This is a genomic window from Paraclostridium sp. AKS73 (genome assembly GCF_025671395.1).
Lineage (GTDB): Bacteria > Bacillota > Clostridia > Peptostreptococcales > Peptostreptococcaceae > Paraclostridium > Paraclostridium benzoelyticum.
Genome location: NZ_JAIXHU010000066.1, coordinates 1 through 8,379 on the forward strand (window position 1 = coordinate 1; position 8,379 = coordinate 8,379).

The window sequence follows — 8,379 nt, forward strand, 5'->3', positions numbered from 1 at the left end:
AAAAAAGAAACTACAATCTAGTGGTATAGAGCGAAGTTTCTATGTAAATAAAATATCTATTTATTTAGGTCACTCTTATTGCCGTTAGAGTGACTTTTTGATTTATCATAAAAAAAACATCAGACTATGCTAAAAAAGAGAACCATAAACTATTTTGAAAGCCTTACAATTAACTTTTTTAATCTTTTAGATGATATTACTATACCAGCGATACTTACGATTAATTCTTCTAATACACATGCCCATAAAAATAATCCTAGGAATATATCCCTTAATACCAATTTTTACTTAATTGAAATCATACTGTATAGATAATTAATATAAAATTAATTGTATTAGACACTTTATTACAATTTGTCCTCATGTATTTTTTAAAAAGCGGCGTCATACAATTTATATATACAATTCATATGTATAAGGGGGAAATTATGATGGACTTTCTACAAACTGTTATCGTTGGAGGTTTAGCAGGTATCATAGCAGGATTAATACCATATTTCATAGGTAAAAATAAAGATCAAATAAAAATGGCTACACAAGCCCTTATAGTTTGTGGTGTATGTGGCACTTTGCTAGGTCTTTTATTAGCACTGCCTGTCGCACTTATTTATACTTTTTTAATATGCTCAAAATACAAGAATGGAATTACATGCCCTTATTGTAATGAACGTATATTAAAAGATGCTACAGTATGTAAATATTGCAAACAAAATATAAATCAATAACATCCTCTTTTAGTTAATTTATTTTAAAAAATGTCTTGCTAAATTTTAGTTAATTTAACAAGGCATTTTTATTTGTAGGCTACAAATTATTACAAATTTAGATAAACTATATATGTATAATATCTTTTGTAGTTATTTTTAAGATTGCGAAACGTCACTTTTTTGTGAATCAAATTTCACAATAAAAAGAAACGGGGGATTTATAATGAATCGCAGAAAAGGAATTTTAATAGCACTAGGAGTAGTTGCTGTAATAGTTGGATGTACTCTAGTTCTTAGGCCAATATCTAAAACTAAAAAAATTAGTAAAGATGAGGTTGTAAAAGAAGTAAACACTGGCGAAGTTACAAAAAATAAAGAAGAAACATTAGCAAAATTATTAGAAGGTAAGTACTTATATGATGATAGCGTTGATAGCAAAATAGGTACAGTATTCTGTTTCAATAAAGATGAAGTAGTAGCATTATACCCACATGAAGAGGATGTAAATAAAATAAAAAAACATCCACTGATATAAATACTGCTTTATTCGAACTTGAAAGTAATGAACATGGTTCCCCTGAAATTATAATTAAATCTAAATTTAAAATAGAAAAAACAAATGATACATCTGTAACTCTTGTAGAGTCACCAAATGTTGAACCTACAGGGCTATCTAAAAGTTTAAATATACTAACTACAGAAGAGAGTGAAAAAGCTATAGCTAAAGTTAATCCTGATTATGTTCAAGATAAAAACTTGGATGATTTAGGATTAACAAAAGAGTTGTTCACTAAAACTTTTGGATCAGTTCAAACTAGCACAAGTTCTGATGAAAACATTATATCATCAGAAAAAGCATTACAATTATGCAAAGACAAGTTATCAGGCTTTAAAAATACTGACTATCTTACTTTAGGAAAAAATACACCTGGTATGCCTTCAGGCGGTAAATACAATGGAGTTAGATACATATATGTGTATTACATGATATATGGAATAGCTGCTGATTACAGATACTGCGTTAAAGAAAGTGATGGATCAATATACTATGAAGACTCTGCTAATATAGGCAAATTGATAGATATTGATACACATATCGCAAACAATAGAAGTATTAGCGATTCTGAGCCTACAATCAAAGAGAATGAAGATACAACAGAAAGAAAGAAGATATCAGAAAGCGAAGCGATTGTTCTATGTGATAAAAGACTTAAAGAACTAAATTTCCGTGAATTTGAATCTCCTGGTAGCGTCATTAACACATTAGAAGGAGATTATTACCAAATTGTATATGATGGAGGAGATGCTTTTGCCGTTCATATGTATACTGGAGAAGTTTTTTACTCTGGGCGTGATGGAATATCTAATCTAGAATAGTTAAAAAAAAGAAACTACAATCTAGTGGTATAGAGCGAAGTTTCTATGTAAATAAAATATCTATTTATTTAGGTCACTCTTATTGCCGTTAGAGTGACTTTTTAACTTATCATAAATAAAACATCCGACTATGCTAAAAAATATAGCGTCGGAATTGTTTAAAAATAATCTTAAAATTTCCATACTTCCACCTCCTTCCTATTGGAAGTAGGTTTTATCCTTCGTATAGAAACAGTCACTCTTAGATTGTAATTTCCATTTATTATTATAACATAAATAAACTTACAAATATCTAATATATAAGATATTATGAACTACAAATTATACTATGATTAAAAAAGTGTAAATGAATGGATCTAAACATAAGACCCATTCATTTACACTTTTTAATATTATTAAATTTTTGTATATAAGTTATAAAAATACCTATAAAAAATGGAATTGAAAATATTAAGTATTCCATCTCTTTAGTGTTATAATACTGGAATATCAAATACCCCAATACAACAATTCTTATAACTTTAAAGGTATATAGCATATTTTCCTTTTTCATATATATCTCCTTAACTTAAGGTATTTTAATGCCTTCAGAATAATACCAATGACACTTATTTACATTCTTATAGTTAACTATTGATTCTGCAATACAATCTTTGCATTTATCAATAAGTTCACACCCTTTACACAACTTCTCCTCTGCACTTTTCAAGCTAGGAAAAATCTTAGAATTTCTTATATAAATCGATTCTAATGATTCATTATTTATATCTCCTATTTCTTTACTAATCATAGGACAAGGAGATAACTTAAATGATGGATTAACTTTTAGAATTCTATAACCTAACCCGCAATTTAAGTTGTTATTAGAATTATGATCTTCAAATGCTCCTACTTTAAATTTTTCATCTTCATATTTGTCTTTTAGTTCTTTTATAAATAAATGTATTTCATTTGATCCAAAGTTAGATTTAATATTATTTTCGTTGGCTCTTCCTTGTTCAGATACCCATCCAATTCTATGTAAATCTACTCCTTTGTCCTTTAAGTAGATGCATAACTCTTCTATTTCCCTGAAATCTTGCTCTGCTATGCAAGTGGCTACAACCAATTGAACATTCCTATTTCTAATAACTTCTAAAAATTTCATAGTTTTTTCAAATGAATCTGATTTTCCTCTTATAAAGTTATGTGATTCATTAAATCCATCAATACTAACTTGTATAAGCCCATTAACATTTTCCAACTTATCAATACATTTTAAAACTTTATCATTTAAAATATATCCACTTGTTGTTACCTGTACTTTTACTTCTTTACTAACTAAATAATCTATGACCTTATCTATATGCTCATATAAAAATGGTTCTCCTCCTGTTAGCTGAAAATACTGAACACCTTGATCTATCATTTGTTCTAAAATGTTCATTAAAGTTTTACAGTTCATTGAATCTCCAACTCCTGCATTTACATAACAATGATTACATTTTAATGGGCAATTATGAGTCAACTCTAAAACAACAACTTCTGGAGTGTAATATTGTTTACTTCCTTTTATCTTGCAAGGAGTTAAATTCTTATTGTTATTGTAAGATACTACATTACCATCTTCTAATTGTAAAATAAATTGACTTACGAAATTTTTTACAGTGTCATAATTCTCATTATACTTTTTACATAACTTATCAATTATATCTTCTTGAGAGTTAGTTCCATTACATAATTCTAATATATCTTGAGCACTTTGATTTATTCCAAACTCTTTTCTAATTCCTTTTATTGCTACTGATATAAAATTGCAGTCTGGCTGTAATTTTATATAATTATTTTCTACTAGTGAAATATACATATTTTCCTCCATATATAAAAATAGCTGCCTTTTAAAGAAGTTAGTAGAGAGTAATACATCATTACAATATATTCCCTCTCTAATTTCAAAACACCTATTTTTAGCCTGCTACAATTGCAAGAGCTCCACATAGTGCTGTAACAGCCGCTAACCCTTCTGTCGCTCCTAGAATCGCTAATTCAGGTTGAGCTACACATACTCCTAATTCTACTTTAAATAACATTGGTTTTTCCATTTTGTTACCTCCTATGTATTAAATAATTTTTAATTTTTTAGATAAAATTGTTTAATGTCATAACATTTTTATCCCCTCCTTATTAACATGTATTCGCTAAAATTCATATATAAAATTTCCTACTAATATATCATCAACGCTTGATTTACTTCCTCTAATTTCTTTTGCTGAATTTAAAAACTCTATTAAATTTAATGTAGTTATCTTACTTTTAAATTTTGATTTATTAATCGTATGATTCGCTATAATAGATATGTTCATATTTTGAAAATCAATTCCTAGTATTTTAATATCTTGAATTATATTTTGGCTATATTCATCTACCTCATCTGTAGATACTATAAGTGAACTATATTTTGATTGTAATTTACCTTCTGAATTTATTTCACAGTTTCCATATGCTGTCTGATTCAAAATAATACTTTGTTCTAAGGTAACTATATAATTTTTTAAAATTCCATCCTTAATTAAGTATCCATCTGATATAGGCATTCCTTCATCATCTAGATCTAAAGGGCTTATTTTTTGCTGAAATATACTAAGTTTAGAAGAAAATACTTTTTTATTTAATAAATTGACATTAAATGCTGATTGTTCGCTTAATACTCTTTCTCCAGACAAGCTTTCTAAAATAATATTTATTAGTTTAATTACCACATTATTTTCTAATATGTACATGCCTTTCAATTCTTTTTCTTGCAAGTTCTCATCATTTTTATTAAATTTTTATAAATTTCATCTCCTATAGATGAAAATAATTTTATATTTTTATTATTATAAAAACGATAAGTTTTTCTTGTAAATATCGATATTTCACATGTTAACTTATCCTTAGAAATAAGAGTATTTACACATGTCTTATTTTCAGATATTTTATTTATTTTTGTTTATAGATTAATTTAAAACCTATGTTGAAATCTTCATTGATTTTATTTCGTATAATTTTTTCTCTACTTAGCCAATCTAATATCTTAAATTCATCATAATTAAATATTTTATTTTCTATATGCCTACCTGTGTCTAAATAGCTAGTTGAATTTTCATTAATTTTTAAATTGTTTATATTTAATTTCTTTAAATTTTTATAATTAATAGTTCCTTCACTGCTTATAAAGGCTGCATTAGTTGTGTACACTCCTTCATCTAATTGAATAATCAAATTCGGATAGTTTAATTCTTTTTTTGAACAAGTTTGTGTTTCATCGATGTCTTTAATTTCCAAAATAGAGTAATTTACTTTAGTTCAAATAAATTTTTTAATATCATTATCTTTACTTAATATCGAAATTAAATCTTTACAGCTCATAGCCTACTCCTTTTACCTTCACATTAGTTATATGGATTGTAGGAGCTCCAATACCTACCCTTACAACTTGATTTTTTTTAACACAAAATCTTGATGAGATTTTTAAATCATCGCCTATTTCAGATATATTATTTAATATATCTACTATGTTCCCTTCTATTTCTAAGTTAGGTATGTAAAATATAGAATTTTGATTATATTTTATATAACCCTCTCCTATCAATTTATATGTAAATTTAGAAGGGATAAACTCTCCATTTGTAATCGATGATACATGGATATACTCTCCTTTTAACGGAGTTATCAACTTATTTCCTTTTAAAATTGTCATTCTCATTCTAGATAAAGGTGTATGCTGATAATTTTGACTCCTAGCAAACCCATATAAATCACTTTTTCTTAAGTTATCTTTACTGTCTATACTAATTATTTCATTAATCTTGCCAGAATCTATTAAAGTTAATGGTTTTATTTCTCTACCAAGGTCATCTAGCTTATTTAACCCTATTTTGTGTTGGTGACCTTCTATATCATCTACTACAGTCATTTGCTTAGGAAACTCCATTTTAGAAATTTGGTCCCTTTTAATGTTGAAAATATCATTTTCTAAAAGATGACCTATTATTTCATGACAGAAATATCCACTTGAAATAGGTGCCAGCTCTACTTCTTTAAATACACTATCTATTTTTAATAGGTTTTGCTTATTATATATTGCAACTACTTTGTGGTGATTTTCTTTAAAAAAGTCATCTATCATAGCCTTTATTTGATAAATGAAATTTCATTTATATTTACAGGTTCTTCAAAAATAATATTTATATTGGAATTTACCTTTATGACAAGTCTTAAAAGATTATAGTATCTTTTATCTAAATTCTCATTAATTGTAACTGTTTCCAAGTGATCTTTAATATAACAAACAATACTTGCATTATATTTACATATGTCTTTACTATAATAATTTAATAGCATTTCTAATTCTTTAATATGGTTTTCTAAAAATGCTAACGGGTTAATCAAATTAGACTCTTTATATACAACTTCATTCTTAACAACCTCTATTTTTGAATATTCTTTTCTGGATCCTTTGTCTATAGAATAATATGATATTGCCTTATTATTTATATATTTTATACAATACTCTTGTATATATTGTTTAAAAACCATATCTTCTCTCTACCCCTTAATATTATTAGTAACTCTTTTGTCTATAATCTTAGATACCGCTAATAATATGATTATAGATGTGAAAATTATTGAGTAAATAAAGTAGAATGTACTTTTGTAAGGGTTAACTATAGTTATAATAATTACCAATATAGCAATTAAGCTTAGAACACAATATAATTGATAATACATTTCATCTTTAACTATATAAATTAACATAAAACTTATACATGACGCTAATAATGCTGCTAATAAACCTATAGTTAGATATAAATGAACTTCATTGATCGTATGAACATCTTTTATAAAAAGAACTTCATATCCTAACAAGATTAAGTCAAATAAAAATGATACTATTACTGGTATCAGAACTTTACATCCCATATATACATATTTATTTATATCACTAGACAATATATATAAATTCATTTTATCTTTTTTATCGCATAATAAAGTATAGTTAGAAAATTGTAAGCAAATAGTTGAAGGAATTATTGCTAAAAACATGACTATAATACTTTCCTTGCTTATGAAACTATAATTTTTGCTCCTATGATCATTGGCAAAAGAAGAATTATTATCATTGATAATACTATGTTCTTTTTTTGTCGAAGAATACACTTTAACTCTCTATAAATAATCGCATTCATTTACTCATTCTCCTCTGTATATTCAAAGTATTTTTTTTGAAAATCATCAAATTCATAGTTTACATACTCGTCGCATACTATTTCACCTTCATTTAATATGATTGTTCGATCCGAAAGCTCGTAAGAAAATTGTAGATCATGAGTAACTAAAATAATAGTTTTTCCATTGTTCTTTAAATCCATCAATAGTCCTTTGAGTAAAACCTTAGTTTCTGGATCTATTGCATTAGTTGGTTCATCTAGCAATATCATTGTTGGATTTGACATTATTCCTAAAATTAAAGATAATCTCTTTTTTAATCCTGATGACAATTCATAGCAATATTTGTTTAAATGTTTCTTCATCTTAAACTTAACTATTAGTTCATCATTATCCCATTTGTATTTTGTTTTTTCCCAAGAGCTAATCTCTTGAAGTTTAAGTTTTCTTTTACTGTCATATCATTGTAAAAACCACCACTATCAAATAAAAAGAATATTTCCGATCTTTTTTGCTATGGATTTATCTATACAAATTTGACCTTTATTAGGAATTAAATATCCATTTATTAAATTTAGTAATGTAGTTTCCCTACTCCATTGTGACCAATTATAGATCACCTATTTCGCCTTTTTTGAAATTTAAATTTAAATCATTAAATATTAAATTTCCATTAGACTTATACTTAAAGTCCAAATTATTAATTTCAATCATTTTTATCACCACAATTCATAAAATTATTATAAGTTTTTAATTAATTAAACATAAAAACAGCATTTGATTGTTTTAAAATAAACAATTATTTATTTATACTTTATAATAAATATTCTTACTATTATAAAAATAGAAATAGTCTTTAGTATCAATGAATACGTTGAAATAGCTGAATATAAGCTTTCGAATTGGACTGATTCAAAATTGTACATGTAATAAGAAACATGATGTATTATCGGTGGAAAGCTCTTTTATATTTGATTTTCAAAACTCTTTGTTTATTTTATAACACATAAAAAACTAAAAGTCTTATTTTTAGTACAACTTGTCATTATATAGCATAATTGGTATTAAAATGTTTAAAATAAATTAATTTATATAATTAATTAAGAAT

General features: G+C 25.9%; 11 protein-coding genes. 3 read left to right on the forward strand and 8 right to left on the reverse strand.

Annotated elements, in window-relative coordinates; genetic code table 11:
• Nucleotides 1–428: 428 nt before the first annotated feature.
• From LEQ07_RS19210 to LEQ07_RS19220, 3 genes are all read left to right on the forward strand, one after another.
• The gene (locus LEQ07_RS19210; protein WP_263331870.1) at nt 429–725 is read left to right on the forward strand and encodes a hypothetical protein; all 297 of its coding nucleotides are present in this window, start codon (nt 429–431) and stop codon (nt 723–725) included.
• Between the two features lie 205 nt (nt 726–930).
• Nucleotides 931–1,242 (forward strand): hypothetical protein, encoded by a 312-nt coding sequence (locus tag LEQ07_RS19215; protein WP_263331871.1) that lies wholly within the window; start codon nt 931–933, stop codon nt 1,240–1,242.
• A 221-nt stretch (nt 1,243–1,463) separates the two neighbouring features.
• A complete protein-coding gene (locus LEQ07_RS19220; protein ID WP_263331872.1) occupies nt 1,464–2,084 on the forward strand; it encodes a hypothetical protein in 621 nt (206 codons plus the stop codon).
• Nucleotides 2,085–2,652: 568 nt separating this feature from the next.
• Here LEQ07_RS19220 and LEQ07_RS19225 read toward each other — a convergent pair.
• The 8 genes from LEQ07_RS19225 to LEQ07_RS19260 all read right to left on the reverse strand — a co-directional run bounded on the left by LEQ07_RS19225 (nt 2,653) and on the right by LEQ07_RS19260 (nt 7,699).
• Complete coding sequence (locus LEQ07_RS19225) at nt 2,653–3,930, reverse strand: PqqD family peptide modification chaperone (RefSeq protein WP_263331873.1); 1,278 nt, start codon at nt 3,928–3,930, stop codon at nt 2,653–2,655.
• Between the two features lie 100 nt (nt 3,931–4,030).
• Nucleotides 4,031–4,165: a hypothetical protein gene (locus tag LEQ07_RS19230; protein WP_263331874.1), complete on the reverse strand. Its 135-nt coding sequence runs from the start codon at nt 4,163–4,165 to the stop codon at nt 4,031–4,033.
• Between the two features lie 96 nt (nt 4,166–4,261).
• On the reverse strand, nt 4,262–4,867 hold the full coding sequence (locus tag LEQ07_RS19235) for a metallopeptidase TldD-related protein (protein WP_263331875.1): 606 nt from the start codon (nt 4,865–4,867) through the stop codon (nt 4,262–4,264).
• Between the two features lie 175 nt (nt 4,868–5,042).
• Nucleotides 5,043–5,387, reverse strand: a complete 345-nt coding sequence (locus tag LEQ07_RS19240; RefSeq protein ID WP_263331876.1) for a hypothetical protein — start codon at nt 5,385–5,387, stop codon at nt 5,043–5,045.
• 73 nt (nt 5,388–5,460) lie between these two features.
• Nucleotides 5,461–6,231: a metallopeptidase TldD-related protein gene (locus tag LEQ07_RS19245; protein WP_263331877.1), complete on the reverse strand. Its 771-nt coding sequence runs from the start codon at nt 6,229–6,231 to the stop codon at nt 5,461–5,463.
• A gap of 5 nt (nt 6,232–6,236) precedes the next feature.
• Nucleotides 6,237–6,641: a hypothetical protein gene (locus LEQ07_RS19250; RefSeq protein WP_263331878.1), complete on the reverse strand. Its 405-nt coding sequence runs from the start codon at nt 6,639–6,641 to the stop codon at nt 6,237–6,239.
• Between the two features lie 9 nt (nt 6,642–6,650).
• Nucleotides 6,651–7,070: a hypothetical protein gene (locus tag LEQ07_RS19255; RefSeq protein ID WP_263331879.1), complete on the reverse strand. Its 420-nt coding sequence runs from the start codon at nt 7,068–7,070 to the stop codon at nt 6,651–6,653.
• Between the two features lie 221 nt (nt 7,071–7,291).
• The gene (locus LEQ07_RS19260) at nt 7,292–7,699 is read right to left on the reverse strand and encodes an AAA family ATPase (RefSeq protein ID WP_263331880.1); all 408 of its coding nucleotides are present in this window, start codon (nt 7,697–7,699) and stop codon (nt 7,292–7,294) included.
• Nucleotides 7,700–8,379: the final 680 nt, after the last annotated feature.